Annotated in this window: 22 protein-coding genes; 9 read left to right on the top strand and 13 right to left on the bottom strand. The window is 69.4% G+C overall.

Annotated elements, in window-relative coordinates:
• Positions 1-10 precede the first annotated feature (10 nt).
• From AB0959_RS38475 to AB0959_RS38450, 6 genes are read right to left on the bottom strand one after another with little or no spacing between them, the layout of a single operon-like run.
• A complete protein-coding gene (locus AB0959_RS38475) occupies positions 11-1,513 on the bottom strand; it encodes an aldehyde dehydrogenase family protein (RefSeq protein WP_366831422.1) in 1,503 nt (500 codons plus the stop codon).
• A 4-nt stretch (positions 1,514-1,517) separates the two neighbouring features.
• Positions 1,518-2,564 carry a branched-chain amino acid ABC transporter permease gene (locus AB0959_RS38470; RefSeq protein ID WP_366831421.1) on the bottom strand — a complete coding sequence of 349 codons (1,047 nt, stop codon included), beginning with the start codon at positions 2,562-2,564 and terminating at the stop codon, positions 1,518-1,520.
• Entirely contained in the window at positions 2,561-3,439 is an 879-nt protein-coding gene (locus AB0959_RS38465) for a branched-chain amino acid ABC transporter permease (RefSeq protein WP_366831420.1), read from the bottom strand. Before AB0959_RS38465 ends, AB0959_RS38470 begins: the two co-directional genes overlap by 4 nt.
• Complete coding sequence (locus tag AB0959_RS38460) at positions 3,436-4,203, bottom strand: ABC transporter ATP-binding protein (protein WP_366831419.1); 768 nt, start codon at positions 4,201-4,203, stop codon at positions 3,436-3,438. Before AB0959_RS38460 ends, AB0959_RS38465 begins: the two co-directional genes overlap by 4 nt.
• Positions 4,196-4,972 carry an ABC transporter ATP-binding protein gene (locus AB0959_RS38455; RefSeq protein ID WP_366831418.1) on the bottom strand — a complete coding sequence of 259 codons (777 nt, stop codon included), beginning with the start codon at positions 4,970-4,972 and terminating at the stop codon, positions 4,196-4,198. The genes AB0959_RS38460 and AB0959_RS38455 overlap by 8 nt, the downstream gene beginning before the upstream one ends.
• On the bottom strand, positions 4,969-6,309 hold the full coding sequence (locus tag AB0959_RS38450) for an ABC transporter substrate-binding protein (protein WP_366831417.1): 1,341 nt from the start codon (positions 6,307-6,309) through the stop codon (positions 4,969-4,971). The genes AB0959_RS38455 and AB0959_RS38450 overlap by 4 nt, the downstream gene beginning before the upstream one ends.
• A gap of 105 nt (positions 6,310-6,414) precedes the next feature.
• Here AB0959_RS38450 and AB0959_RS38445 point away from each other — a divergent pair, with 105 nt between their 5' ends.
• From AB0959_RS38445 to AB0959_RS38435, 3 genes are all read left to right on the top strand, one after another.
• Entirely contained in the window at positions 6,415-7,299 is an 885-nt protein-coding gene (locus AB0959_RS38445) for an IclR family transcriptional regulator (RefSeq protein ID WP_366831416.1), read from the top strand.
• A 173-nt stretch (positions 7,300-7,472) separates the two neighbouring features.
• Complete coding sequence (locus tag AB0959_RS38440; protein ID WP_366831415.1) at positions 7,473-8,579, top strand: NAD(P)-dependent alcohol dehydrogenase; 1,107 nt, start codon at positions 7,473-7,475, stop codon at positions 8,577-8,579.
• A 58-nt stretch (positions 8,580-8,637) separates the two neighbouring features.
• Positions 8,638-10,098 carry an aldehyde dehydrogenase family protein gene (locus tag AB0959_RS38435; RefSeq protein ID WP_366831414.1) on the top strand — a complete coding sequence of 487 codons (1,461 nt, stop codon included), beginning with the start codon at positions 8,638-8,640 and terminating at the stop codon, positions 10,096-10,098.
• Between the two features lie 72 nt (positions 10,099-10,170).
• Here the strand turns inward: AB0959_RS38435 and AB0959_RS38430 are convergent, their stop codons facing one another.
• Together AB0959_RS38430 and AB0959_RS38425 are read right to left on the bottom strand one after the other, a co-directional pair.
• Positions 10,171-10,839, bottom strand: coding sequence for a nuclear transport factor 2 family protein (locus AB0959_RS38430; protein WP_366831413.1), 669 nt, complete (start codon positions 10,837-10,839; stop codon positions 10,171-10,173).
• A gap of 133 nt (positions 10,840-10,972) precedes the next feature.
• A complete protein-coding gene (locus AB0959_RS38425) occupies positions 10,973-11,863 on the bottom strand; it encodes an AraC family transcriptional regulator (RefSeq protein ID WP_366831412.1) in 891 nt (296 codons plus the stop codon).
• Between the two features lie 102 nt (positions 11,864-11,965).
• Between AB0959_RS38425 and AB0959_RS38420 the strand changes: the two genes are divergently transcribed.
• The 6 genes from AB0959_RS38420 (at position 11,966) to AB0959_RS38395 (ending at position 16,759) form a co-directional block, all read left to right on the top strand.
• Positions 11,966-12,640 carry a DsbA family protein gene (locus AB0959_RS38420; RefSeq protein WP_366831411.1) on the top strand — a complete coding sequence of 225 codons (675 nt, stop codon included), beginning with the start codon at positions 11,966-11,968 and terminating at the stop codon, positions 12,638-12,640.
• Positions 12,637-13,503, top strand: coding sequence for an NAD-dependent protein deacetylase of SIR2 family (locus tag AB0959_RS38415; protein WP_366831410.1), 867 nt, complete (start codon positions 12,637-12,639; stop codon positions 13,501-13,503). The genes AB0959_RS38420 and AB0959_RS38415 overlap by 4 nt, the downstream gene beginning before the upstream one ends.
• Before the next feature lie 48 nt (positions 13,504-13,551).
• Complete coding sequence (locus AB0959_RS38410) at positions 13,552-14,418, top strand: SDR family oxidoreductase (protein ID WP_366831409.1); 867 nt, start codon at positions 13,552-13,554, stop codon at positions 14,416-14,418.
• 187 nt (positions 14,419-14,605) lie between these two features.
• Positions 14,606-15,367, top strand: coding sequence for a nuclear transport factor 2 family protein (locus tag AB0959_RS38405; RefSeq protein ID WP_366831408.1), 762 nt, complete (start codon positions 14,606-14,608; stop codon positions 15,365-15,367).
• Position 15,368: 1 nt separating this feature from the next.
• On the top strand, positions 15,369-15,692 hold the full coding sequence (locus tag AB0959_RS38400) for a hypothetical protein (RefSeq protein ID WP_366831407.1): 324 nt from the start codon (positions 15,369-15,371) through the stop codon (positions 15,690-15,692).
• A 92-nt stretch (positions 15,693-15,784) separates the two neighbouring features.
• Positions 15,785-16,759 (top strand): protein-ADP-ribose hydrolase, encoded by a 975-nt coding sequence (locus AB0959_RS38395; RefSeq protein WP_366831406.1) that lies wholly within the window; start codon positions 15,785-15,787, stop codon positions 16,757-16,759.
• 591 nt (positions 16,760-17,350) lie between these two features.
• On the opposite strand, the gene AB0959_RS38390 is transcribed toward AB0959_RS38395, so the two are convergent.
• The 5 genes from AB0959_RS38390 to AB0959_RS38370 form a co-directional block, all read right to left on the bottom strand.
• Positions 17,351-19,678, bottom strand: coding sequence for a glycoside hydrolase family 3 N-terminal domain-containing protein (locus AB0959_RS38390; RefSeq protein WP_366831405.1), 2,328 nt, complete (start codon positions 19,676-19,678; stop codon positions 17,351-17,353).
• 100 nt (positions 19,679-19,778) lie between these two features.
• Positions 19,779-20,597: a carbohydrate ABC transporter permease gene (locus AB0959_RS38385; protein WP_366831404.1), complete on the bottom strand. Its 819-nt coding sequence runs from the start codon at positions 20,595-20,597 to the stop codon at positions 19,779-19,781.
• A complete protein-coding gene (locus tag AB0959_RS38380) occupies positions 20,594-21,499 on the bottom strand; it encodes a sugar ABC transporter permease (RefSeq protein WP_366831403.1) in 906 nt (301 codons plus the stop codon). The genes AB0959_RS38385 and AB0959_RS38380 overlap by 4 nt, the downstream gene beginning before the upstream one ends.
• Positions 21,500-21,540: 41 nt before the next feature.
• Positions 21,541-22,824: an extracellular solute-binding protein gene (locus AB0959_RS38375; protein ID WP_366831402.1), complete on the bottom strand. Its 1,284-nt coding sequence runs from the start codon at positions 22,822-22,824 to the stop codon at positions 21,541-21,543.
• Between the two features lie 259 nt (positions 22,825-23,083).
• Positions 23,084-24,130, bottom strand: a complete 1,047-nt coding sequence (locus tag AB0959_RS38370) for a LacI family DNA-binding transcriptional regulator (RefSeq protein ID WP_366831401.1) — start codon at positions 24,128-24,130, stop codon at positions 23,084-23,086.
• Positions 24,131-24,310 lie beyond the last annotated feature (180 nt).

Genomic DNA, 24,310 nt, shown 5'->3' with positions numbered 1-24,310 from the left:
TCCGGCACTGTCAGAACGGGAAGGCGCGGGATTCCCCGCGCAGTGTGATCCAGCGGAGTTCGGTGAACTCCTCTGCCGCGAAGCCTGTGCCGAAGCGGCCCCAGCCGCTTTCCTTCATGCCGCCGAAGGGCATGTTCGGCTCGTCGTTGACCGGTTGGTCGTTGACGTGCACAATCCCCGCTTCGAGACGGCGGGCGATGTCCAGTCCACGGTGGGCGTCGCCGGTCAGGACACCCGCGGTCAGCCCATAGCGGGAGGCGTTCGCGCGCTGCACCGCATGGTCGGCGTCGTCGACCGTCTCCAGGATCACGACCGGGCCGAAGGTCTCGTCGAAGGCGAGTTCGGCGTCCTCGGGGACGTCGGTCAGAACGGTGGGCGGGTAGCACGGCGGCTCGGCCACTCCCCCGGTCAGGAGACGAGCGCCCATCGAGACGGCCTCCTCGACGCGGCGCTCCAGGAGGGAGAGCGCCCATTTGTTGATCACCGGTCCGACGACGGTGCTTGGATCTCGCGGGTCGCCGACGGGCAGCGCCGCCGCCTTCTGGGTGAAGAGGCGGGTGAACTCCTCCGCGATGGGCCGCTCGACGTAGATACGGCGGGCGCACATGCACACCTGTCCCTGGTGCACGAACGCGCCGTAGATCGCGGCGTCGACCGCGTAGTCGAGGTCGGCGTCGGCAAGGACGATGAGCGGGTTCTGACCGCTGAGCTGGAGGACGATGCGCTTGAGGTGACGGCCGGCCATCTCCGCGAGTCGGCGGCCGGTGGGCGTGGAGCCGGTGAAGTTGACGCGGCGCACCGAGGGATGGGAGAGGAGGGCGTCCGCTATGGCGCCGGCGTCGCCGGGGGCATGGGTGATCACGTTGAGGACGCCCGGAGGGAGTCCGGCCTCGGCGAAGATCTCCGCCCAGAGCGTGCCGCCGGTCAGGGGGGATTCCTCGGACGGCTTGAGGACGACCGTGTTGCCGACGGCGATGGGGCCCACGACGCTGCGGCCGGACAGCACCAGGGAGGCGTTCCACGGGGCGATGGCCGCGACGACTCCGACCGGCTGACGGACGGCGAGTGCCCGGGTGCCGGGGATGTCCGAGGGCAGTACCTGTCCGACAGCGGTGTACGGGAGCCCGGCGGCCTGGCGGAGCAGCGCGACGCTGAAGTCCAGCTGCATCGTCCCGTAGTGGCGGCCGCACCCCGTCTCCCTTGTCAGCAGGCCGAGGACCTCCTCGCGTCGACGCTCGAGGATGTCTCCCGCGCGCAGCAGAACCCGCTGTCGCTCGGCCGGCAGCGCGTCGGCCCAACCGGTGGACGCCGCCTGGGCGGCGTCCACCGCCCGGCGGGCGTCCTCGGCGTCGCCGGCGGCGACCGTCGCCATGACGGATCCGGTCCAGGGGTCGTGGTCAGGGTAGGTACCTCCGCCCAGCGACTCGGTCCACTCACCGCCGATGTGGTGGCGCACCGTGACCGGGAGATCCGGTCGGCCCGCGTCCGCCGCCGTAGGGTCAGGAACATTCACCTGGTCAAGTCTTCCTCTTCGACGACCGGGGTGGAGCCCCCTGCCGTCGCAGATGGTAACCGACGGGTAGCAACTGCACGTGGAGCCGGTCGTTCAGCAGGCTCCACAGCCCGCGCGGGAGGAAGAGGGCGAAGGCTACGGCGGTCAGTCCGAGCCCGATGAGGTACCAGGTTCCCTGGTCGGCGAAGAAGTACTGCACGGCGAAGAAGAGAACGGCGCCGATGATCGGTCCTTCGAAGGTGCCGATGCCGCCGACCAGCACCATGAAGATCATGTACGCCGACCACTGCACTCCGAAGATCGACTCGGGCTGGATGAACAGGGTGTTGGCCAGGGTGAGCGCGCCCGCGGCACCGCATCCGAAGCCGGCGAGGACGAACAGCAGGAGTTTGAGCGGCCTGACCCGCACGCCGAGCGAGGCTGCGGCGTCCTCGTCGTCGCGGATCGCCTGCAGGGCCGCTCCGGTGCGGTATCGCAGCAGGAGGAAGAGCAGGACGAGAAGGAGGACCGCGAAGGCGAGGGTGAGCCAGTAGGTGAAGGCGCGGCGCACCTCGGGGGCGTAGGCGCTCAGCCCCTGGAGGGAGACACCGGTTCCGCCTCCGAGACTCTGGTCGAGCATGACGAACAGGGCGATCGTCTCGGCGACGACCCAGGTGCCCACGGCGAACTGGCCGCCGCGCAGCCGCAGTACCAGCAGGGAGAGCACCGCCGCGAGCACGGCGGAGGCGAGCGATGCCAGGACTACCGCGAGGTAGGGCTGTATGCCGCGCTGGGTGAGGTAGATCGTGCCGTACGCGCCGAACCCGATGAACGCCTGCTGGCCGACCGAGACGAGCCCGGCGTACCCGGCCAGGGCGTTCCACATGACGGCGAGGATGAGGAAGATCAGCAGGCTGGTGAGCTGCTGGACGACGTTCGCGCTGAGCACCTGGGGAACGGCGAACAGGGCGAGCGCGACAAGGACGAGGGCACCGGAACCGATGCGGGAGGCGAGGCCGGAGCGCTGGACGGACCATGCGCCGGGCGGGGCGGGGGCGGCTGCTGTGGTCATGCGTGGGCTCTCCTGGTGGCGATGAACCGGCCGCGGGGGCCGGCCAGGATGACGAGGAAGACCAGGTGCCCGGCGAGGATCGCGTACTGCGGGTCGATCTGGGCGCCGAGGGTCTGGGCGATGCCGAGGACGATGCCGCCGGTCAGCGTGCCCCACAGGGAACCGAGGCCGCCGATGACGACCGCTTCGAAGGCGAAGATGAGCTGGGTCGGGCCGCTGGAGGCGTCGAAAGTGGAGTGGACGGCCAGGAAGGTCCCGGCCAGGGCCGCCACCGCGACGGCGATCGCGGCGGCGCGGGCGTAGACGGACGCAGCCGGTACGCCCACGAGCGCCGCGGTGTCCGGGTCTTGGGCGGTGGCGCGCATCTCCCGGCCGAATCCGGTGCGTTGCAGCAGGAACTGGAGGGCGCCCAGGATGGCGACGGCAACGGCAAGGATCAGCACGCCGAGGTAGGGGACGGACAGCTGGTCGGTGATCTTCCAGCTGCCGGTCGACAGTGAGCCCACAGACGGGCCGAGGGAGCGCACGTCCGGGGAGAAGATCTGCAGCAGGGCGTTCTGCAGGACGATGGCGAGTCCGAAGGTTGTCAGCAGCGGGGTGAGTTCACCGCCGCGCAGGCTGCGGGCCAGGACGGTGCGCTGGAGGGCGTAGCCGAGGGCGAGCATCACCGGGAGCACCGCGAGCAGCGCCAGGAACGGCGACACGTCGGCCTGCGTGGAGACCCACCAGACCCCGAACGCGCCGAGCACGGCGAGGTCGCCGTGGGCGAGGTTGATGATGCGCATGACGCCGAACAGCAGGGACAGGCCGCAGGCGAAGAGTGCGTACAGGCCGCCGAGGAAGAGGCCCTGGACGATGGCGTTGATCCAGCTCATGTCCGCTCCGGAGTGGGGTGGGCCGCCGGTGTGTCGACCGGGGCGGAGGTCGTGTTCACACGGCCGAGGCCGAAGTAGGCGTCGGTGACCTGGTCGCGGGTGACCCCGCCGACGGGGGCGTCGAGGACGACGCGGCCCTCGAGCATGCAGACCACGCGGTCCGCCACCGTCATCGCGCGGCTGAGGTCCTGTTCGACCAGGACGACGGTGGCACCGTCGGCGATGAGTGCCGTGAGTGACTCGTAGACCGCGTCGACGGCGACCGGTGCCAGGCCGAGCGAGACCTCGTCGACCAGCAGCAGCCTGGGGTTGGTCATGAGGGCGCGGCCGATGGAGGTGGCCTGCTGCTGGCCGCCGGACAGGCTGCCCGCCCGCTTGTGGCGGATCGGCCGCAGCAGGGGGAAAGCGTCCAGGACGGTGTCGACACTCCAGGGGCCGGGTCTGGCGCGTCGGCCGGCGACGAGCAGGTTCTCCTCGACGGTGAGGTCGGGGAAGAGCTTGCGGCCCTCGGGAACGAGGGCCAGGCCGCGCCCCACGCGCCGGTGCGCCGCCAGGCCGGTGACGTCGTTCCCGTCGAAGGCGATGGTTCCTCCGGCGGCCGGATGGGCTCCGCCCACCGTACGCAACAAGGTCGACTTCCCGGCTCCGTTGGCGCCCACCAGGGCCACGGTCTCACCGTCGGACACCGTCAGCGACAGGTCCCGTACCGCGGGGAGGAGTCCGTGGCGGGCGTCGAGGTGGGAGACGTGCAGCAGGTCAGCCATGGCTGCCCCTTCCCAGGTAGGCGTCGACGACATGGGCGTCGCGCAGGACCGCCTCGGGATCGCCCTCGGCGAGGACCCGTCCGGCGTCCATGCAGACCAGGCGGTCGATGACCTGGACCAGTACGTGGACGATGTGCTCGATCCACACGATGCTGATGCCGAGGGCCCGCAACTGCTTGATGGTGCCGACGAGTTCGGCGGCCTCGGCGTCGGTGAGGCCGCCGCCGATCTCGTCGAGGAGCAGGACGCGGGGGTCGGTGGCGAGGGAGCGGGCGAGTTCGAGCCGTTTGCGGTGCAGCAGGCCGAGGCTCTCGGCGCGCCGGTTGGCGAGGTCGATCAGCCCGCACAGTTCCAGGACCTCGATGCACCTTCGGTGGGCCGCTCGCCGCGACAGCCGGGTGCCGTAGGAGGCGCCGACCAGAACGTTCTCCAGCACGGTCATCCCGCCGAAGGGACGCGGGATCTGGAACGCCCGGCCGATCCCCTGGCGGCAGCGCAGCTCCGGTCGCATCGGTGTGATGTCGTGGCCGTCGAGGTGGATGCTGCCCCGGTCGGGTGTGACCGATCCGGCCAGGGCGTTCAACAGGGTGGTCTTCCCGGCGCCGTTGGGGCCGACGATGCCGACCGCCTCGCCGGCGCCGACACGGAAGTCGACGCCGTCCAGGACGCGCAGGTCGCCGTAGTTCAGGGTGAGGCCGGCCCCCACGAGGACGTGCGGGAGGTCCTCCGTCCTCGTGGGGTCGGCCGCCGGGGTGCTCACGGCGCTCATGCGGTGTAGGGGCGCAGTCGCGCGGCGACGGGGACGTTGGGGTCGCTGGAGTTCTCGCACAGGACGAAGTCCAGCTTGTACGGGCTGCCCTTGGCGGCCTGCACCCACTGGCCGCCAAGGATGGGGGTGGCGACGACGTTGGCGTTGGGTCCCTTGCCCCACTGGAGCCTGCCGACTGGGGTCTGCACGTCGAGACCGGCGATCGCCTTGGCGACGGCCTTCTTGTCCTTGGGGTCGGTGGCCGCCTGGAACGCGGCGGCCGCAGCGTCGAACAGGGCGAGGCTGGGGCCGAGTTGCTGGGTCCACTGCTTGCCGGACGACGTCTGGTAGCCGTCGGCCAGGTCCTTGGACGAGATCTTGGTGAGGGAGGAGCTGTAGGGAAAGGTCGGGGTCCAGTAGGCGCCGCCGGCGATGCCGATGCCTATGGAGCCCAGCGCCTCGACCTGGGAGGGGAACAAGCCGGTCTTGGCGACCTGCACAATCTTGGGCTTGTAGCCCTGCTGCGCCGCCTGCCGCCAAAAGGTGGCGAAGTCGGAGGGGATGGGGAAGGTGTTGAAGATCTCGCAGTTCTGGGCCTTGAACCTGGCGATCTGCGACGAGTAGTCGTTGGTGCCGTCGGTGTAGGCGCCGGGGTCGACGATGTCGTAGCCGTCCTTCTTCAGCAGCGGCCCGAGTGCCTGCCGGATGGCGTTGCCGTCGGAGTCGTTGGGCCACATGACGCCGGTCTTCTGGTTCGTCTTCACCTGCGGCCACAGATGTGTGTACGCCTGGTGGAACTGCTCGACGCCGAAGCAGAAGTGGAAGGTGTACTGGTACGCCTGCTTCTGGGTCGGCTTGGCTCCGCGGCCGAAGTACCAGGCCTCCCAGGGGACGACGGTGGAGATGCACGGGACGCCGGCGGCCTCGCACGCGTCGGAGACCGGGTTGACCGTCTCCGGCGTCGACGTGGTGAGCATCAGGTCGATGCCCTCGGCGTTGATCAGGTCGTTGGCCACCTGGGAGCCGCGCTGCGGGTTGGACTGGCCGTCCTTGTCGATGATCTTGACCTGATACTTTTTGCCGCCGATGGTCAGGCCGTCGGCGAAGGCCTTGCGGGCCAGGCTGAGCACGTACGCGTCCGGCTCGCCGAAACCGGCCGCGGGGCCGGTGCGCGGGCTGACGAAACCGATCTTCAGTGTGGCCGCTCCGCTGCTGCCGCCGCTGTCGCCGCTGCCCACCTTGCAGGCGGCGAGCAGGGGACTTGCCAGGGCGAGTCCGGACACACCGAGCCCCGCCGTGCGCAGAATCTGGCGTCTGCTGGGTTTGGGAGACGGTTCGGGCATAGGAGACTTAGGCATGTTTGCCCTCCTGGTGAACCAAAGATGGGGGGGAACGTAGGAGCGGCTGTCACGAAAGTCAACGCGGTGTTCTAATAGCTGAAACAATCGGCGCTACCATGCGGCATGACCTCACGGACACCGTCGTCGGGATCCGACGAGCCCCTGGCCCCCCTGGCAGCCGATGACGCCGAGGCCCCGGCATCACCCCCGAAGGCCACCGCCGCGGGGTTCTCCCAGTCCCTGGAACGCGGACTGCTGATCCTCTCGTCGTTCAGCGAGACCCGGCCCGTGCTGGGTATTTCCGACCTGGGGCGGGCGGTCGGCCTCAACCGCAGCACCACCTACCGGTACGTGGCGACACTCGCCAAACTCGGCTACCTCCAGCAGGATCCGGACTCCCGGAAGTACTCCCTGGGACCCCGGGTCGTCGACCTCGGGTTCGCGGCGATCAACTCCATGGAGATCACCCGTGTCGCCGGGCCGTTCCTCCAGGCGCTGTCGGACGAGACCGGCTACACCGTCAGCATGGCCGTGCTCGACGGCCCGGACATCGTGTACGTCGACCGGCGGCGCAGCGGTCGCGCGGGCACCTTCGCCATGGGCCTCCATCTGCATGTCGGCTCCCGCCTTCCGGCCTACTGCACCTCGATGGGCAAGGTCCTGCTGGCACACCAGGAGCCGGCCGCACTGCGTGACCTGGTCGATCGCACGGACCTCGCCCGAAGGGGGCCGAAGACGATCACCGCACGAGAGCAGCTCATGGTGGCGCTGGCACGGGTCCGGCGTACCGGGTTCGCACTCAACGACGAGGAACTCGCGCCTGGCCTGCGGTCGCTGGCCGCGCCGGTGCGGGACCGGTCCGGCGCCGTGGTGGCCGCGGTGAACGTCGCGGTGCACCTCACGGTGTGGAACGCCTCGGTGGAATCCGTCATGTCGCGCCTCGAAGTCCCCTTGCGGCGCGCCACCTCCGAGATCTCCACCAGGCTCGGTCATCGGCCGCAGGCTTGATATCCAGCCCGGCATGTCGTCTGAATAGTTGAAACACCAGTCCCTGCAAGCGGAACGTTGTGGACTCATTTCGTTGACACCGGCTCCGGACGGGCGCAGACTCACGCCGCCACAGTCTGTGGAATTTACTTCACCAGGTGAACAAAGCTGTTCTCTGTGTCCGGGAGGCCGCCATGCGTATACAAGCCGCCGTGTTCGAGAAGCAGGACGGCCCGTTCCAGCTCCAGGACGTCGCGCTGGACGACCCGGAAGCGGGCGAGGTCGTCGTGCGGATCGCGGCCACCGGCATCTGCCACACCGACGGCCTGGCACGTCACGGTGACCTTCCGTTTCCCGCGCCCGGGGTGCTCGGCCACGAAGGCGCCGGTGTCGTGACGGCGGTGGGTCCGGGTGTCACGTCGGTGCGGGAGGGCGACCACGTCGTCATCGGCTGGCCCTGGTGCGGCGAGTGCCGCAACTGCCTGGCCGGCGAGCCCCGTTACTGCGCCCGGCTCGGCGAGCTCCTTGTCAGCGGGGTCCGGCCGGGGACCGGGGCCTCGGCCCTGAGCCGCCCGGACGGCGGTGCCCTCCACGGACACTTCTTCGGCCAGTCCTCGTTCGCCACGCACTCCCTGACCCGGGCCAACAGCCTGGTGAAGGTCCCGCACGACGTCCCGCTCGACCTGCTCGGCCCCCTCGCCTGCGGGCTGTCCACCGGTGCGGGCGCCGTGCTCAACACGCTGCGCCCGCAGACCGGCTCCAGCCTCGTGATCTACGGCACCGGCTCGGTGGGGCTCGCCGCCGTCATGGCGGCCCGCAACAGCGGCGCGACCACGATCATCGCGGTCGACCGGCACACCTCCCGGCTGGAGCTGGCGAAGGAGCTCGGCGCCACCCACACCGTGAACGCCGCCGACACGGATCCCGTCACCGCAGTGCACGACATCTGCGGCGGGCCCGCCGACAACGCTCTGGAGTGCACCGGCATCATCTCCGTCGTACGCCAGGCCGCCGACTCGGTCGGCATGCTCGGCACCTGCGCACTCATCGGCGGCGCCCCGGCGGGAGCCGAGTTCACCCTCGACCACCTCACCACCCTGTGGGGCAAGCGCATCGTCGGCGTCCTCGGCGGCGGCGGCCGCAGTACCCAACTCATCGGCGCACTCATCGAGTTGTACCGCCAGGGCCGCTTCCCCATGGAACGCCTCGTCTCCTGGTTCACCTTCGACCAGATCGAGCAGGCGCTTCAGGCGTCGTACGCCGGCGACGTCATCAAACCGATCGTCCGCATGCCCGCCTGAGCCGCCCCGCACGTTCTGCGGCCCCGCCACGACTGCCCCGTATCGAAAGAAGCCCTTCATGTCTCTCACCCGCGAACTTTTCATCGGCGGCAAGGACGTGCCCGCCGACTCCGGCCGCACCGCCGAGGACATCAACCCCTACACCGGCGAGGTCTACGCGACCGTCGCCGCGGCCGGCCCGGAGGATGTCACCCGGGCCGTGGACGCCGCCGACGCGGCGTTCGCCGCATGGGCCGCCGTCGCACCCTTCGCCCGTCGCGCGATCTTCCTCAAGGCTGCGGATCTGCTGGACGCCCGTGCCGAGCAGGTGGCCGAGATCATGGCCCACGAGGCCGGCGGCACCCGCCCCTGGGCGTTCTTCAACGTGGCACTGGCCGCGAATATCCTGCGGGAGGCGGCCTCCGCGATCACTGCCCCGCGTGGTGAGGTGCTCAGCGCCCAGGAGGAAGGCGCGCTGGGCCTGGCCGTGCGGGAACCGCTGGGCGTGGTGGCGGCGTTCGCGCCGTGGAACGCTCCGGTCATCCTCGGTGTCCGGGCCGTGGCCGCACCGCTCGCTGCCGGCAACACCGTCGTCGTCAAGCCCAGCGAGGACGCGCCGATCGCCTGCGGACTGCTTGTCGCGGACGTGCTGCGCGAGGCGGGACTGCCCGACGGCGTACTCAACGTGGTCACCAACGCCCGCGAGGACGCGGCTCAGATCGCCGAGGTACTGATCGCCGACCCCCGGGTGCGTGCCGTGAACTTCACCGGCTCCACCGGCATCGGCCGGATCATCGGCACGCACGCGGCGCAGCACCTCAAGCCGGCCGTGCTGGAACTGGGCGGCAAGAACGCGGTGATCGTCCTGGACGACGCGGACGTGGACTACGCCGTCGACGCCGTCACCTTCAGCGTGTTCATGAACTCCGGGCAGATCTGCATGTCCGGCGACCGCATCCTCGTACACGAGTCGCTGGCCGAGGAGTTCACCCGGAAGTTCACCGCGAAGGTCGCCTCCCTCCAGGCCGGGGACCCCGCCCACCCACATACCGTGGTGGGCCCGCTGGTCACCGCCTCCGCCGCACAGCGCGTCGCCGCTCTGGTGGAGGACGCGGTCGCCAAGGGCGCCACCGTGCTGACGGGCGGCGGACGCCCCGAGGGCGCGGTGCACGCGGCGACCGTACTCACCGGCGTTCCCCAGGAGGCGGACCTGTACTACGCGGAGGCCTTCGGGCCGGTCTGCGTCGTCGAGACATTCGGCGACGCCGACACCGCCGTGGCCGTCGCCAACGACACCGACAACGGTCTGACCTGCGGCATCATCACCGAGAACGCCACCCACGGGCTGAACGTCGCCCGTCGGATCCGGACGGGCATCGTGCACATCAACGACCAGTCCGTGGCCGACGAGCCCCACGCGCCCTTCGGCGGCGTGAAGGCCTCCGGATACGGCCGGTTCGGCGGACGGTGGGGCATCGAGGCCTTCTCCAACACCCGCTGGGTGACGATCGCGACCCAGCAGGCCCAGTACCCCTTCTGACCGGTCCACCCCGGGCACAGGACACAACGCCCGCACCCCCCGGGGAGGGTGCGGGCGTTGTGTCCTGTCGGGTCAGACCTGCGGGTTGCCGTTGGCACTCTTCTCCGCGACCGCCTGCAGGGCATCCCAGTGCTCGACGATCCTGCCGTGCCGGTCGAAGCGGAAGGTGTCCACCTCGACCGTGCCGCGGTCCTGGGCCGACGTCTTCGCCAAGCCCTGCACGACGACGAGATCGCCCTGGGTGACGGTCCGCTTGAAAGTCAGCGAAGCGTCCGGGAACTGCTGGAGGAAGCCCGTGACACCGGCGACGAAGGCATCGCGGCCGTTGCCGAAGTTCGGGTTGTGCTGGATGTAGGTGTCGGCGCTGATGTACCTCTCGGCGGCCTTGCCCGGACGGTGCTGGTTGAAAGCCTGGTCCAGCAGGGCCACGGCGGCCTTCTCGTTGCGCAGTTCCTGGGCGGAAAGCCGGCCGGTCGAATACGTCGGCGTGCCGTGCTCGGGCGTGGCCAACGCGGAGGGAACGATCACCGCGCCGGCCACGAGTGCGACGGCGGCTGCGGACAGAGAGATGCGAACTGAGCGGTTCATTGCAAGGATCGCCTTTTCTTTTTCTGCACGTCGAGAGTCGGATGGCAGCTGCCGAGGACGTTGATATTTCGCGCATCCGGCAGGTTGAGCCGTGTCAATGCTGCCCTTCGACAGGGGCGGCGGCGATGCCTGAACCAGTGTCCCGATGGTCAAAATACGACTCGTTCGTCGTGAGGCTCGGCAGGCATGGGAGGTGCGGCGGGTCGGAGCAGTGAAGCGCTCGCCCTCGGCCAGTCGTCACTGCGGGGTGTTGCCCTGACCGAGGGCCGCCGACGGCCCGAGGCCCTCAGCGTTTCCTGACCCCGTTGCGAAAGTCGATCGGGGAACGGCCCGTGCGTTGCGTGAAGTACTTGCTGAACTGGGAGGGCGTGACGAAGCCGAGGCGGTCGGAGATCTGGGCGGCGGTCTCGTCGCCGTGTGCCAGCAGGCGCTTCGCCTCCAGCACGACCCGGCGGTCGACGAACTCCTTCGCGCTGAGCCCGGCGCCCGCCAGGGTCGCCCGGGCGAGGGTGCGCCCCGAATAGCCGAGCATGCGGGCGTAGTCCTCCACCCGTCGAGTGGTGGTGAAGTGCCGTTCGACCGCGTCACGGAACCGGAGGTAGGTCTCGTCCGGCTCCGGAGCGGGGCTGCCGACCGGGACGGTGAGATGGGCCAGCCGCAGCAGGAGGACGGCGAGGAGGTGGCGCTGGGCTGCGATGTGCACTTCGAGAGGCAGGTGACCGAGCGAGCGGAACTCGCGGCTCAGGTGTTCCGCGGCCATGGTCACCGCCTCGGCGTCGGCGGCGACGGGGGTGATGACGGCCGGTGCGTGCGGGTCGTCGACCCGTGCGGCGGTCGCCGTGGCCGGGTCCAGCATGTCCTGCTGGAAGAGGATCAGGGTGCCCTCTGCGTTGGTGAGGTCGCCCCACTGATGCACCTGGCCCGGGCGCACCCACAGCCAGGAGCCCGGCCGCAGGGTGTAGCCGTTGAAATCGACGATGTGCCAGAGGTCGCCCGTGGTGAGGGTGAGCAGGTGATGGAAGTCGGGGCGCTGGGGTCGCACGAGGGTGCGCTCGCAGACGCGCCGCCGTAGCTCGGCCAGCGGCATGACCTCGACACCGGCGGGAGTGCCCGCGGGCGCGGCAAACGCGACCTCGGGGATCTCACGCAGGGATCCGTGTCGGTTTTTGGCCATCATGAGTCGGAAGTTTATCCGGCTTTCCCTGAGCGCTCTTCGTACGTTGGTCATGCCGCTGCGGAAACGGAACGTCTCCCTGGCGGAAACCGGAAAGGACGGCGCATGGCGACGATGGGAGAGCGGGTCGGGCTGACGTACGTCTTCGACGCCTACTGCGCTTGGTGTCACGGATTCGCCCCGTCCCTGCGGGCCTTCGTCGAAGCCCGTGCCGACCACGCCGACCTGCGTGTCCTGTCGGCCGGGCTGTATACGGGGGCACGTGCGCTGCCTGTTTCGGCCCATCCCGGCCTGGTGCGCGAGAGCGTCCGCGTCGCGGAACTGACCGGTGCCCACTTCGGTGCGGGACACCGGCGGACGGTGGCCGAAGGCAGCACGGTGATGGACTCGACCGACGCGGCAACCGGGCTGGAGGCCCTGCTGGCCCAGCCCGGGGCGGACACTGTGCGGACGCTCGAAGCGATGCAGCACGCCTGGTTCGTCGATGGCCTGAGCCTGTCGGACCCGGCGACCTATCGAGTGCTCGCCGTCGAGCTGGGGCTGAGCCCCCTTGCCGTGGCCTGCTCCTACGCCGCGCCCGTCACACGCGCGCGAGCAAGGTCCGGACTGCGCGCCGTCCGCCGCCTGAGTGTGGAGAGCTACCCGGCTCTGTTGATCGCCACCGCCGGCGGAAACCACCGGCTGGGCGGACCGCTGACCCGTGTCGAGGAACTGACCACGGCCTTCGACAAGTACATGCACCGCGTGTCCGCGGCACTGGAAGGAACCTGCACGTCGTGAGCACCCTGCACAACGTTCCCGTCTCGACCGCACCGGCGCTCGAGACCATCCGCGCCTGGCTTGAAGAAGCCGACCGGGTCCTGATCGCGGCCGGCGCGGGTCTGAGCGCGGCCGCCGGCTACGACTACGGCGACACCGAACGCTTCCGGGAACTGATGCCGGCGCTGTACCGGCTCGGCCTGCGCTCGCGCTACCTGCTCGGCGCACCCCTGCCGAAGGACATGATGTGGGGCTACTGGGCCGTGCACATCGACGACATCCGCTACAGCCCCCACCCCAATCCCCTCTACCGCAAACTGAGGGAACTGGTCGGCGAGCGCGACCACTGGGTGATGACGTCCAACGTCGACGCCCTGTTCGCCCGCAACGGCTTCGCTCCCGACCGGGTGTTCACCCCGCAGGGAGACTACGGCCGCCTGCAGTGCACGGTCCCCTGCTCGCGGGAGACCTGGTCCAGCAGGCCGTTCCTCGACACGATCCTCGCCGTATACGACCGCGACACCGGCCGGGTGACCGACCCGGCGGCCCTGCCGCGCTGCCCCAACTGCGGTGCCGATGTCTTCCCCAACGTCCGCGTCGGTCCGGAGTTCGTCGACGACGTCTATCTGCCCGCCGGGCAGCGGCTGGTCCGGTGGCTCGACGACGCGCCCACGGACAGCGCCTTGCTCGTGCTGGAAATCGGGGCCGGTTTCAATACCCCCGGCGTGATCCGTCGGCCCATGGAGAACCTGGTGCGCCATACACCTCGGGCCCGCCTCGTCCGGATCAATCCCGCCCATCCCGACGTCCCCTCGGACCTCGGTATACGAGCTCTGTCCGTTCCCCACGGAGCGGGCCTGCTCCTCGACAGGCTCCATCCCTGACGTCCGGAGGCAGCGCGCCTTCGTCACCACAGGAAGAGAGGTCACGGCATGTCCCAGGTATCCGAGGTATCCGTCCCCACGACCGCCGTCACCGGCTCCACCGGCCGACTCGGCGGGCGCGTCGCCCGGCGACTGGCCGAGCGGGGCGTCCCGCAGAAACTCCTTGCCCGTAACCCGGCACGCGCACCACGGCTTCCCGGCTCGGTGGCGGTGCGCGGCGACTACGCCGACCAGGATGCTGTCCGGGAGGCCCTCGCCGGTACCCGCACTGTCTTCATGGTCTCCGCCTCCGAGAGCGCCGACCGGCTCGCCCAGCACAAGACGTTCATTGATGCCGTCGCGCAGGCGGGTGTCCGGCACCTGGTATACGTCTCCTTCTACGGCGCGGCACCCGACGCCACCTTCACCCTGGCCCGCGACCACTTCCACACCGAACAGCACATCCGCGCCAGCGGCCTGGCGTACACCTTCCTCCGGGACAACTTCTACGCGGAGTTCGTCCCCGACCTCGTCGGCGAGGACGGCGTCATCCGCGGCCCGGCCGGCCAGGGACGCGCCGCGTTCGTCGGCCAGGACGACATCGCCGACGCCGCCGCCGCGGTGCTTTCCCGGCCCGACGACCACGCAGGCGTGGCCTACGACCTGACCGGGCCAGACTCCCTCACCCTTGACGAAGCGGCCGCGATCCTGTCCGATCAGCTCGGACGCACCGTCACCTACCAGCAGGAGACGGTCGAGGAGGCCTACGCCTCCCGCGCCTCCTACGGCGCCCCGTCGTGGCAGTTGGACGCCTGGGTGTCCACCTACACGGCCATCGCGTCCGGCGAACTCGACGGCGTCAGCGACGCCGTAGCCCGTCTCACCGGCCATCCCGCCACCCCCCTCTCCGGCGTCGTCCGCGCCGCAGGGGAATAACCCACGCCACCGTCGGCACTACCCCGGCCCGGTGACCGGCAGGCCAGCAGCAAGGAAGTGTGTCGCTTTTTAACCATCGAGAGTCGCTATTTTCGCCGATCGACCGGGTGCAGTCGGCATAGTTTGAACACATCACCGCTGGACCGCCGGTCCGTCCAGGCCAGTCTCCAAGCAAGGGAAGACAATCATGAGCAACGCGAAGAACACCGTCCTTCAGGCGGCCACCGAGCTGTTCGGCGACAAGGACCCCTCCGCCGTGGACCGCTGGGTGGCCGCGGACTACAAGCAGCACAGCGCGCTCGCCCCCGACGGGCCCGAGGCCCTGCGCGGGCTCGTCGCCGGCCTGGGTGAGGACTTCCGCTACGAAGGCGCCCGAGTCATCGCCGACGGCGACCTGGTCGCCCTGCACGGCACCTACCACGGCTTCGGTCCGGACCCGCTCGTCGGATTCGACATCTTCCGGGTCGACGCCGACGGCAAGCTGGCCGAGCACTGGGACGCCCTGACCCCGCTGGTCAAGGACACCGTCTCCGGCCGCTCCCAGACCGACGGGCCCGCGGCCGTCACCGAGACCGACAAGACCGAGGCCAACCGTTCCCTGGTGGCCGAGTTCGCGGAGAAGGTGTTCGTCGGCGCCGACTACTCGGTGCTCACCGACTACATCTCCACCGAGACATACCACCAGCACAACACGGATGCCGCCGACGGTCTCGACGGCTTCGGGGCGGCCGCGGCCAAGTGGGCCGAGCAGGGCAAGAACCTCGTCTACAAGAAGGTACACAAGGTCATCGCCGAGGGTGAGTTCGTCCTGACTCAGTCCGAGGGCGAGTTCGGCGTGCCCGTCGCCTACTACGACCTCTTCCGTGTCGCGGACGGCAAGATCGTCGAGCACTGGGACGTCATCGCCCCCGTCCCGGCCGAACTGCCGCACGGCAACGGCCTGTTCTGACATGAGCGATCTCACCTACGCAGGAAAGACGTACAGGTTCAGCGTCGACAACGGCGTGGTCTTCCACAACGCCTACAGCCCCGACGGCGCCACACTTCACTACGAGACCGTCGCCGGGCCCACCTCCGGAGCGAGCGAGGACGTCAGACTGCACGCGGCCGAGGTCGCCCCCGGCGTCTTCCTGCTCGGCTGGGTGGAGAAGTCCGGCATGACCGTCACCCACGCGATGAACCTCAACACTCGTACGGTCCACGCCTTCTGGGCCTACGACACCCCTGAGGGCCGGATCGGCGAGCTGCACGCCGGCACGCTCGAAGAGATGTGATCCACCCGCCATTGGCCCGGCCCCGCGCGCGCCGGCGTGCGGAGGCCGTGCCATCGGCACACCTCCTTCACCCGCCCCACCCGGAGCCTTTGATGATTCCGATCCGCGTCGTGCCCGATGACGTCGCCGGGGTGGAGACACAGCTCTCCGCACTGCCCCTGGCCGCTTACCGGTCGGCCGTCGCCCTCGACGAGCCCTTCCGCCCCACGGCGGCCCCGGCCGCAACCGCTCGGCTGGACGCGCATGTGCGCTCGGCACTGCACCTGCTCAGCGCCGATCCAGCCGTGGTCCGGCTCGGGCTGCGGGCCGATTCACTGAGGCACCTCGCCGACGCCGCCACGGCCCGTCGGGTGCTGCGCGCCCTGCTGACCGTACGTGATCCCGGTCCGCTGCCGGAGGGAGCGGACCGGGAGCTGGACGCGCTCCTCGGCGCGGAACGGCGCCTGCGGCCCGCCGTCTCGGCGCGTGAACTGCCCACGATCGCGGAGGAGTTCCACGGCACGGCCTTCCCGGCCGCGGCCGAGGCCGTGCTGTGGCGGGGAGACATCACCACGCTTGCCGCCGACGCCGTGGTGAATGCCGCCAACAGCCAACTGCTCGGCTGCTTCCGCCCCCTGCACCCCTGTATCGACAACGCCCTCCACAACGCCGCCGGACCTCACCTGCGCGACGACTGCCACACGATCATCACGGCCCAGGGAAGCCACGAACCGACCGGCACGGCCAAGATCACCCGGGGCTACCACCTGCCGGCCCGGTACGTCCTGCACACCGTCGGCCCTGTCGTCCAGGGCCGACCGCACGCGCACGACGCGCAGGCGCTCGCCTCCGCCTACCGGGCATGCCTGGACCTCGCCGCCGAGGTGGAGACCATCCGCACACTCGCCTTCTGCGCCGTCAGCACCGGCGTCTTCGGCTACCCCAAGGAGGAAGCCGCACCAATCGCGCTGCACACCGTCGCCGACTGGATCGCGGCGCATCCCGGACGGTTCGACCGCGTGGTGTTCACCGTGTTCGAAGACGACGACGAACGCGCCTACCAGAACGCCCTCGGCGACCGCCCCTGACACGACGCCCTTCACGCAGGCTGTCACCACGCCGGGCTTCACGGTGAAGTCCAGGACGTCGACAGCGGTCTTGTCGCTGTAGCGCTTGACCACGTGCTGGATCACGTGCTGGATCACGTGCGGGTTCCCTCCACGATGCCTGGCAGGGACGCCGACAATCCCGGCGCCCCTGCCAGGAACTCTAGGCGCGCCACACCTCGCGTCGAAGGCACCATGGAACCGGTCCTGTCTCCGCTATTGGTACTGCGGTACCAGGCCCCCTCATCTGGGAGCAGGACACGGTGCACACACTGCACTTTGCGGCGGCATGGTTGCCGGTCTTGGGCCGGGATACGGCATCGCACCGCGGCAGCTGCACATCTTGATCCCCCGATGGAGCGGAGCACGCCGTGCAGCTGACGCCCCACCGCCTGCGCACGTCGTCGCGTACGACGAAGCTCCCGCTGGCGAACGCCGGTGGGGCGTTCGCGGGCACGGGCAATTGCCCACCGTGGAGGAGACGACGTACTGGCTTCTGCGCAGCAGGCCGGCACACGGCTCGCCGAGAACGGGGTGCGTATGCCCCGCCTGCCCAGGCGTGGAGCGGACAGGTCAGTCTCGCAGCAGTGTGACGGCTGTGGTCATGGTCCGGGTGTGGTCGACGAAGCGCCGGGCTCCTTCCAGCTTCACCTGTACCGCACCGCCCGCATCACCCGCCGACTGCGCGACGGTCAGCGTGATCCAGCCGGGCTCGACGCGGCGCCGCAAGTCCCGCCCGGTGAAGCTGGTCAGGTCCGCATGGAACTGGAACTCCACTGCGCGGCTCTCACCGGCGGCCAGCTCGATGCGGGTGAAGCCGATCAGCTGGCGGACGGGACGGGTGACGGAGGCGACCGGGTCGGTGAGGTACAGCTGCGGGACCGAAGTGCCCGCACGGGGGCCGGTGTTGGAGACCGTGGCCCGGACGGTCACCGATCCGTCGACCGCGATGGTCTCCGTGTCGGCCCGCACGTCCCCGATGGCGAAATCGGTGTAGGACAGGCCGTGCCCGAACGGGAACGCCGGTGTGGGGTCGATGTTGCTCACACCGTCGCTCTTGAGCGCGAGCGGAGGCGCCAGGTAGGTGCCTGGCTGACCGGCCGTATCACCGGGGATCTGCACGGGCAGTCGTCCGGAGGGGTTGATCCGGCCGGAGAGAACACCGGCGATCGCCGCCGATCCTTCCTCTCCGGGGAAGAACGCCTGGACGGTCGCGTCCGTTGTCTGAGCATGCCGGCCGATCGCGTACGGGCGGCCCGAGACCACGACGAGGACGGTGTGGCTGGCCGCACCGAACACGGCCTCCACCAGGTCCTCCTGCACTCCGGGGAGCGTCAGTGTGCCCACGTCGCAGCCTTCGCCGGAGGTTCCCTCCCCGAACATGCCGGAGCGGTCGCCGACGACGAGGATCGTCAGGTCGGCCGCCGCGGCCGCCGCCACGGCCGCCTCGATGCCGCTGCGGTCGTCCCCGGTGATCGGGCAGCCGACCTCGTGGTGGACCGACGCGTCGGGGAACTCCCGCCGGATGCCCTCGAGGACCGTCGGGGCCTCGACGCCCAGGGGGGTTTCGAAGTGGTGGGGCAGGACGTGGTTGGGGAAGGAGTAGCAGCCGAACAGGCACCGTGCGTCGTCGGCGGCTGGCCCGATCACGGCGATCGACTTCGGGCTGGCGAGCGGTAGCGCCCCCGAGGGGTTGTTGAGCAGGACGACGGACTGTTCGGCCAGGTCGCGGGCGATGCCGCGGTTGCGGGGCGAGTCGAAGTCGGCCGGGGTGGTGTACTGCCCCGGCTTCCAGTCGGGGTCGAGCAGACCGAGTTCGGCTTTCTGCGTCAGCACGCGCAGCACCGACCGGTCCAGGGTCTCCGTGCTGACCCGGCCGTCCCGCAGCAACGCCTGCAAGGGCTCCCCGTAGCCGGAGGTGTGGGGCAGCTCGACGTCGAGGCCGGCCCGCAGCGCGGCCTGTGCCGCGCCCGTGACGTCGTCCGCCACATGGTGCATGGAGGCCAGGAACGCGACGGCCCAGTAGTCGGACACGACCGTGCCTTCAAAACCCCAGGTGTCTCTCAGCAGCCCGGTGAGGAGGGTTTCGTCCGCGCCGCAGGGCACACCGTCGATGTCGTTGTAGGCGTTCATCACCGAGCGGACGCGGCCGTCGACCACGGCCTTCTCGAACGGGACGAGGATGATGTCGGCGAGTTCGCGGGGGCCGAGGGCGGCCGGGGCATGGTTGCGGGCCGCGCGGGAGGTGGAGTAGCCGGCGAAGTGCTTCAGGGTGGCGACCACGCCGGAGGACTGCAGGCCCCGTACGTAGGACAGGCCGAGTTCCGAGACGAGGTAGGGGTCCTCGCCGAGGGTCTCCTCGACCCGGCCCCAGCGGTAGTCGCGTACGACGTCCAGGACGGGCGCCAGGCCCTGGTGGACGCCGACGGCCGCCATGTCCGAGCCGATCGCCTCGGCCATCCGACCGACGAGTGCGGGATTGAAGGTGGCCGCCCAGGCCAGCGGGGTCGGGTAGACGGTGGCCTGCCAGGTGAAGAAGCCGGTCAGGCACTCCTCGTGGGCGACCGCGGGGATGCCGAACCGGTTCGCCGCCACCACCTGTTCCTGCAGCGCCATCAGTCGCGCGCGGCCGGCCTCCGGGTCGACCGGTGCCGTGCCGAAGACCCGGGTCAGCTGTCCCAGACCCTCGGCGATGGCCTCCCCGAAGCGGTCGGCGCCGCGGAAGGTCTCCTGCATGGGCGCCACGTCGCCGCCGGCGTCGTGGTCCGGCCAGGTGCTGCCGAGCTGTGCGACCTTCTCGGCCTGGGTCATGGCGTCGAGCAGGGCCCGGGCGCGGACGGGCGCCGGCAGGGCAGGATCGTTCCACAGCCCGGTCGTCGGGCGCTCGTCACTGATCGTCAAGGTCTCATCCGTTCTGTTGCGGGCAGCCCGAAGGTCGCCGCGAAGGGCGTGGTGGAGAGTGAGAGAAGGGAGGAGCGCGGGGCACGCCCCGCCGTGCCGGTTACTTGCCGCCGGCTCCCATCAGGCCCGCGACGAGGGCGCGGCGGGCGAAGAGGTAGACGACGAGGACGGGGACCGCGGACAGCAGCACCGCGGCGAGCAGGGCGGGGACGTTGGCGCCGTACTGGGAGACGAAGTTGTACAGGCCCATCGTCACCAGCTTCTTGTCGTCCGACTGGGTCATGATCAGCGGGAACAGGAAGCCGTTCCACGCCTGCAGGGCGGTGAAGACGGAGGCGGTCGCGATGGCGGACTTCGACATCGGGACGACCAGCGTCAGCAGGGTCTTGGCGGGGCTGGCGCCGTCGAGGGCCATCGCTTCGTACAGCTCGGTGGAGATGTCCCGCATGCCGCCGCTGAGGACCAGCACGGTCACCGGCAGCGCGAACGCCGCGGTGGGCAGGATGATCCCCCACAAAGTGTCGTAGAAGCCCAGGTTGTTGATGATCAGGAACAGCGGGATGATCACGGCCTGGGACGGGATCGCCAGGCCCACCAGGAACAGGCGGAACACGCCCTTGGTGAGAAAGCCCCGGCCCCGCACCACCGCGTAGCTGATCGGAATCCCGAGGGCCAGCACGATGGCGACGGTGGCTCCTGCAACGACCAGGGTGTTCCAGATGTAGTGCAGGAACCCGCTGTCCAGCACTGTGCGGAAGTTGTCCAGAGTGAGGGTGGAGGGGAGCCCAAGCGGGCCTTTGTCGGTGTACTTCGACTGCGGTTGCACCGCCGTGTTGACCAGTGCGTACAGCGGGACGCCGATGATCAGGAGCCAGATGAACGCGGCGAACCCGGCCGCGTAGTTGGGGCGAGTCCTCACACTCCCTCCAGGGTGCTCGTCATCTTGTCGTAGCCGCTCAGCTTGGTCAGCAGGACGGAGGCGCCGGTGGCGAGCAGCAGCAGGAAGCTCGCGATGGCGCTGGCGTAGCCGTAGTCGTAGGTGCGGAAGGCGGTCTGGTACATCGAGAAGGGCAGGATCGAGGTGTCGGTGCCGGGGCCGCCGTTGGTCAGCAGCAGGACGATGTCGAAGGCGGTGAGGCCGCCGACGACCATGAAGATCGTCGAGGTGATCATCGTGTTGCGCAGCTGCGGCAGCGTGATGTGGAAGAACTGCCGGACCCGTCCCGCGCCGTCGATCGAGGCCGCCTGGTAGAGGGTGTGTGGGACGGCGCGGGCCGCGCCTTGGTAGAGCAGGCTGTGGAAGGGGACGAACTGCCAGCTGGTGACCAGGACCAGACAGGCGATCGCTCCCTTCTGGCTTCCTATGGGGTTGGAGCCGAAGAGCCACTCGATCTTCGACGGCAGGCCGAAGTTCGGGTCGAGGAGCTGGCGCCACATGATGGCCGTGGCCGCCGTGGACAGCAGGAGCGGCAGGAAGAAGATGGCCGACAGGACGGCCCGGTTGCGCTGGTTGCCGGCCGCCCACGTGCCGAGCAGGATGCTGACCGGTGCCTGGACGGCGATGTTCCCGGCCAGTAGGACCCCGGTGACCAGGGTGGACTGCCAGACCTGGCTGTCGCCGAAGAAGCGCGACCAGTTCTCCATGCCGGTGAACTGCGGGCTGCTCAGTCCGTCCCAGTGGGTGAAGGAGAGGTAGAGCACCCCGATCATCGGCGCGACGGCGAAGACGAGGAAGAACAGCAGGCCGGGAAGCGCCCAGGCCACGCCGGGCCGCTCCAGGGTGGGTGGAGCGGCCCGGTCACGAACCCCGTGCTTGCGCATGGGCCGCGAAGTCGTTGCGGAGACCACGTGGACGCGCCTTCCTACTTCTTGATCGCCAGCACCGCGCTGACGAACTGCTTGGGCGAGCTCTGGCCGTTGAACAGCTTCTGGATCTCGGTGAGCAGCGGGGTGCCCAGGGTGAGGCCGAGCGCCTGGTCCCAGGACTGCGTGAACGTGGGGGCGTTCTTCACCAGGTCGAACTGGAACTTCGCGTACGCCGGGTCGGGCGCCTTGGCGAGCAGCTTCTCCGCGTTCGTCGTGACCGGCACCTCGCCCTTCTCGATGAGGCCCTGCACGTAGGTATCGCTGTAGGTGGTCTTCAGGAACTCCGCCGCGGTGTCCTTCGGGGCGGTGGTGGTCACCGAGATGTAGTTGGTGGGGTTACCGACGATGTTCTTCGGGTCGCCCTTGCCTCCCTCCACCGCGGGGAAGGGCACGTAGCCCAGGCCGTTCTTGGCGAAGTCGGGGTCCGCGCCCTGCTGCACGGCGTACTCCCACGAGCCCATCAGGACCATCGCCGCCTTGCCCTTGGACAGCAGGGTGGAGGTGCCGCCGGCGCCGTAGTTCACCGAGCCGAAGTTCTTGCCGAAGGCGCCGGCGTCCACGAGGTCCTTGATCATCTGCGCGGTCTTGAGGATCGCGGGATCGCTCCACTGCGACCAGTCGCCGTCCTGGATCTTCCAGAACAGCCCGGGGCCCGCGAGGCGGTCGACGAGGTACTCCACCCACATCAGCTCGGTCCAGGAGGAGCTGGCGTTGCCCGCGACCGCGAACGGCGTGATGCCCTTGCCCTTGAACACCTTCACCAGGTGCTGCAGGTCGGCGTAGGTCTTCGGCGGCTCGACACCCGCCGCCTTGAACACCTTCTTGTTGTAGAAGAGGAACACCGGCTGGGTGCCGCGGCACGGGATGCCGACCAGCTTGTCGTCGATCTTGCCGGCCTCTAGTGCGGAGGACAGGAAGTGGGTGCCCAGGAAGTCGTCGAGCTCGACGAGCTTGCCGGCCTTGACGTAGTCGTCGAGGCTGCCGCCGCCCCAGTTGAAGAACATCCCGGGCATCTTCGCCGAGCCCATCGCGGTGCGCAGCTTGTCCTTGTAGCCGTCCGTGGCGATCACGGACATGCTGACCTTGCCCTTGCCGCCCTTGTCGAAGGAGTCCACCGCCGCTTGCGACACCGGGTTGGTGGGGTCCTGCAGCATCCAGAAGTCCACATTGCCTGTGGGCGAGGAGGTGGAGCTGCCGGACGTGCCGCAGCCGGCTACGGCAACGCTCACCGTGGTCGCCGCCGTCGCGGTGAGAAACCACCGTCGGGACACTCTGTTCATCGTTGAACACCTTTCGAATGCGCAGGATCCCCTTCGCGGGTGTGCTTCACCCGGCGTGCAGGCCGTCCCGGGCCTGTCGCGATGAGGGATGTGAGTCGAGGGCCAAGACCGTCAGGTGCTGTCGCGCAACGTTTGCGTCCCGTTGCTCCTGCGGTTGAGCTGGCGACGTCACGCTAAGCGGCGTAATTCGGCCACGGCAATAACGACGGCCGATCAGTTCCGAAAGGCTTTCGCGATCCGGGGGCTTGCGCAATCAGCCTCAATGCCGTTCGCGCGCCTCTGCTCCGGGAGGTGCCGTGGACATCCGCACGACCAGTTCCGTGGCGAGTTCCTTGCGGCTCGTCACTGGAGGCTTGCCGTCGGCCAGATGCAGCAGGACACGTGTCGCCTCCTGGCCCAGCTCCTGGAACGGCTGTCGTACAGCGCTCAAGGGTGGTGAGGCCATGGCGGCCACCAGGGTGTCGTCGAACGACATGACCGACAGGCGGCTCGGCACCGCGATGCCGAGCTGCCGGGCCGCCTCCAGGGCGCCGAATGCCTGTACATCACTCGCGGCGAAGAGGGCCGTCGGGCGCCCGCTCTCATCCAGAAGACTGCGGGCGGCACGCAGGCCCTCGCCGTAGTCGAAATCGGTCGAGCGGACCAGCCCTGGGTCGTACGGGATTCCGGCCTCCGCCAGGGCGGCGCGGTAGCCGTGCAGGCGCGCGGCCCCGGCCAGCGAGTGCGACCGGCCGGCCAGCATGCCGATCCGGCGGTGCCCGAGATCGAGGAGGTGCTGAACGGCCGTCGTCGCGCCGTGCCAGTTCGTCACTCCGATACTCGGTATCTCCGGCAGCGGCGCGTTCAGGGGATCGACGAGCACCACGGGAAGCCGCTGCTCCAGGATCCGGCGCTGGTCCTGCTCGGCCAGAGCAGAGATCACGATGACGACTCCCGTGGCGTCCAACGTCACGGATTCCTGGAGCCACTGGGCGATCGAGCGCCGGCCCGTCGTGCCGACGGTCGTGTGGACGCCCGCCTCGGCAGCCGCCCCGACGATGCCGCGGACCACTTCCAGGGTGTACGGACCGGCCAGATCCCGGAACACCGCCAGGATCTGCCGGGGCCGACTCGCTCCGCTCTCCCAGGCGCGGACATAGCCGTGCTCGGTCAGCAGCGCCTCGATGCGGACCCGCGTCGCCTCGGACACGTCGCGGCGCCGGTGGACGACCTTCGACACGGTCGTGAGCGAAACGCCGACCTCGTTCGCTATCGAGGTGAGCAATCCGTATTGGGCGTCCCGGTGCGATCTGGCCGAACCCGTCACTTCGGCAGGGACCTTCCTGTCGGCGTTCAACGAACTGTGCAGAGGGAACGTACATGCCCGTTCGATCACCGAGCCGGGAGCAAAAGCCCGGAACGGCCCGTCTACCTGCCCGGATGCGACGACCTTGCGGCTTACGAAAGTCTTTCGCCGTTCTCGCGGACAAAGCTTGTAGGCTCCGCG

It is taken from the genome of Streptomyces sp. NPDC046862, assembly GCF_040704615.1.
In the GTDB taxonomy this organism is placed as follows: domain Bacteria; phylum Actinomycetota; class Actinomycetes; order Streptomycetales; family Streptomycetaceae; genus Streptomyces.
This window is presented reverse-complemented; position numbering and strand designations above follow the sequence as displayed.

Excerpts from the sequence above, each read along its gene's own strand:
- AB0959_RS38455 (WP_366831418.1), bottom strand. The coding sequence starts at position 4,972 with ATGAGCGCCGTGAGCACCCCGGCGGCCGACCCCACGAGGACGGAGGAC.
- AB0959_RS38400 (WP_366831407.1), top strand. The coding sequence starts at position 15,369 with ATGAGCGATCTCACCTACGCAGGAAAGACGTACAGGTTCAGCGTCGAC.
- AB0959_RS38440 (WP_366831415.1), top strand. The coding sequence starts at position 7,473 with ATGCGTATACAAGCCGCCGTGTTCGAGAAGCAGGACGGCCCGTTCCAG.
- AB0959_RS38435 (WP_366831414.1), top strand. The coding sequence starts at position 8,638 with ATGTCTCTCACCCGCGAACTTTTCATCGGCGGCAAGGACGTGCCCGCC.
- AB0959_RS38420 (WP_366831411.1), top strand. The coding sequence starts at position 11,966 with ATGGCGACGATGGGAGAGCGGGTCGGGCTGACGTACGTCTTCGACGCC.
- AB0959_RS38470 (WP_366831421.1), bottom strand. The coding sequence starts at position 2,564 with ATGACCACAGCAGCCGCCCCCGCCCCGCCCGGCGCATGGTCCGTCCAG.
- AB0959_RS38450 (WP_366831417.1), bottom strand. The coding sequence starts at position 6,309 with ATGCCTAAGTCTCCTATGCCCGAACCGTCTCCCAAACCCAGCAGACGC.
- AB0959_RS38445 (WP_366831416.1), top strand. The coding sequence starts at position 6,415 with ATGACCTCACGGACACCGTCGTCGGGATCCGACGAGCCCCTGGCCCCC.
- AB0959_RS38465 (WP_366831420.1), bottom strand. The coding sequence starts at position 3,439 with ATGAGCTGGATCAACGCCATCGTCCAGGGCCTCTTCCTCGGCGGCCTG.
- AB0959_RS38375 (WP_366831402.1), bottom strand. The coding sequence starts at position 22,824 with ATGAACAGAGTGTCCCGACGGTGGTTTCTCACCGCGACGGCGGCGACC.
- AB0959_RS38460 (WP_366831419.1), bottom strand. The coding sequence starts at position 4,203 with ATGGCTGACCTGCTGCACGTCTCCCACCTCGACGCCCGCCACGGACTC.
- AB0959_RS38425 (WP_366831412.1), bottom strand. The coding sequence starts at position 11,863 with ATGATGGCCAAAAACCGACACGGATCCCTGCGTGAGATCCCCGAGGTC.
- AB0959_RS38410 (WP_366831409.1), top strand. The coding sequence starts at position 13,552 with ATGTCCCAGGTATCCGAGGTATCCGTCCCCACGACCGCCGTCACCGGC.
- AB0959_RS38405 (WP_366831408.1), top strand. The coding sequence starts at position 14,606 with ATGAGCAACGCGAAGAACACCGTCCTTCAGGCGGCCACCGAGCTGTTC.
- AB0959_RS38380 (WP_366831403.1), bottom strand. The coding sequence starts at position 21,499 with ATGCGCAAGCACGGGGTTCGTGACCGGGCCGCTCCACCCACCCTGGAG.
- AB0959_RS38395 (WP_366831406.1), top strand. The coding sequence starts at position 15,785 with ATGATTCCGATCCGCGTCGTGCCCGATGACGTCGCCGGGGTGGAGACA.